General features: G+C 76.7%; 1 protein-coding gene. It reads left to right on the top strand.

From position 1 onward, the window contains the following. The coding region (locus MHW47_RS34535; protein WP_239227783.1) for a condensation domain-containing protein at window positions 1-2,486 on the top strand (2,486 nt) is incomplete at both ends.

Here is a 2,486-nt window from a genome sequence, read left to right as displayed (position 1 = left end):
GGGCTGCCCGCCGTCCCCGACCTCCCCCTGGACCGCCCCCGGCCCGCCGTGCCCGGCCACCGGGGCGGCCTGGTCACCACGCGCCTCGAACCGGAGGCGCACGCCCGGCTCGTCCGGCTGGCCGACGCACACGGCGCCAGCATGCTGATGGTCCTCCAGGCCGCGCTCGCCCTCGCCCTGCGCGCGGCGGGGTGCGGGGAGCGGCTGGCCCTGGGCACACCGGTCGCGGGCCGCGACGACGAGGCACTCGGCGCGCTGGTGGGCTTCTTCGTCAACACGCTGGTCCTGCCCGCCGACACCTCGGGCGATCCGGCGTTCGGCGAGCTGCTGGAGCGGGTACGCGACACGAACCTCGCCGCCTACGCGCACCAGGGCGTCCCGTTCGACCTGCTGGTCGAGCAGCTGAACCCGCCGCGCACCCCGGGCGTGCACCCGCTCTTCCAGACGATGCTGACGCTGCGCACCGCCGTCCCGGACGACGCCCGGTTCGCGTTCGGCGGGCTGACCGGCCGGTTCCGGGCGGACGGCCCCGCCACCACCAAGTTCGACCTGACCGCCGCCTGCGTGGAGCACCGCACCGCCGGCTCCGAACCCGCCGGTCTGGAGGTGGGCCTGGAGTACGCGTGCGACGTGCTGGACGAGGGCACCGCCCGGCTCCTCCTGGCCGCCCTGGAGCGGGCCCTGCGGACGGCGGCCGAACGGCCCGGGGCGCCCGTCACCGACGCGGAGCTGCTCGGCGCCGACGACCGCTGGTCCCTGGCCGCCCGCCGGGCCCGGGTCGCCGCGCTCACCGCCCGGCAGGCCGCCGACGCCGAGGCCGCCGCACAGCGGGGCGGGGCTCCGCAGGCGCGGCACGTGGAGACGCTGCGGGAGATGTTCGCGGAGATCCTGGGGCTCGACGAGGTCGGCCCGGACGAAGGGTTCTTCACCATCGGCGGCCACTCCATGAGCGGGGTGCGGCTCGCCAACCGGATCCGCGCCCGCCTGGGGGTCGACGTCCACGTACGGGATCTGCTGCTGGCACCGACCCCGGCCGCGCTGGCCCGGCGGATCGCCGCCGTCCGGCCGGCCGCCGAGAAGGCGGGCCCGGCGCTGACCCGGCGCACCGACCGCCCGGACCGGCTCCCGCTGTCCCGCGCCCAGCGCCGGCTCTGGTTCATCGACACGCTGGAGGGGCCGAGCGCCTCGTACAACATCCCGCTGGGGCTGCGGCCGGAACAGCCGCTGGACGCCGGGGTGCTGGCGTCGGCGCTGGCCGATGTGGCCGAGCGGCACGAGGTGCTGCGCACCCGCTACCGGTCGGTGGACGGAGAGCCGCACCAGGAGATCCTGACCGGCGTACGGCCCGTGCTCGATGTACGGACGGTGCCGGCCGGACGGTTCCGGGCCGCCGTCGCTGCGGCGGCCGGGCACGTCTTCGACCTCGCCGGGGAGATCCCGCTGCGCGCGGCGCTGCTGACCCCGGACGACGGCGGGGGGCAGCTGCTCGTACTGCTCGTGCACCACATCGCCGCCGACGGCTGGTCCACCGGGCCGCTGCTCGCGGACCTGGCCGCCGCCTACGCCGCCCGCGCCGAGGGCCGTGCGCCCGACTGGCAGCCGCTTCCCGTCCAGTACGCCGACTACACCCTGTGGCAGCAGGAGGTCCTGGACGGGCCCGGCGCCGGGGACGACCTCGCCTTCTGGGAACGGGCGCTCGCCGGCGCGCCGCCGGTCCTCGAACTGCCCGCCGCCCGGCCGCGCCCGGCGGAGGCGTCCCACCGGGGCGGCCACGCGCCGCTGACCGTGGACGCCGCCACGCACGAGGCCCTGGAGGAGCTGGCCCGGCGGCACGGCGCGACGCTGTTCATGGTGGTGCAGGCGGCCCTCGCCGCCGTCCTCACCCGGCACGGCGCCGGCACCGATCTGCCGCTGGCGACGATGACGGCCGGGCGGGACGACGAGGCGCTGAGCGATCTGGTCGGCTTCTTCGTCAACACGCTGGTCCTGCGCACCGACACCTCGGGTGATCCGGCATTCGCCGACCTGCTGGAGCGGGTACGGGACACCGACCTCGCCGCCTACGCCCATCAGCGGCTGCCGTTCGACCGGATCGTGGAGCACCTCAACCCGGCCCGCTCCACCGCCCACCACCCGCTCGCCCAGTACGTCGTCCAGCTGCACCACGACTACACGGACACCGGCGCCCGGACACCGCTGCTGCGGCCCGAACCGGCGCCGCTGGAGGAGCTGTCCACCAAGTTCGACCTGACCCTCGCGCTGTGGGAGCGCAAGGACGCGGAGGGCCGACCGGCCGGTCTGGCGGGCGGGCTCGAATACGCCACGGACCTGTTCGACGCCGGCACGGCCGCGCTGCTCGCCGCGCACATCGGGCGGCTGCTGCGCGCGGTCGCCGCCGACGCCGGGACACGGATCGGCGCGGTGGACCTGCTCACCGACGACGAACGGGCGCGGCAGGCGCGGGCGTACGACGACACCGCCGCCCC

This window comes from Streptomyces sp. OfavH-34-F, from assembly GCF_022347745.1.
In the GTDB taxonomy this organism is placed as follows: Bacteria; Actinomycetota; Actinomycetes; order Streptomycetales; family Streptomycetaceae; genus Streptomyces.
The sequence above is the reverse complement of the archived record's forward strand: the minus strand, read 5'-3'. Positions and strand labels throughout refer to the sequence as shown.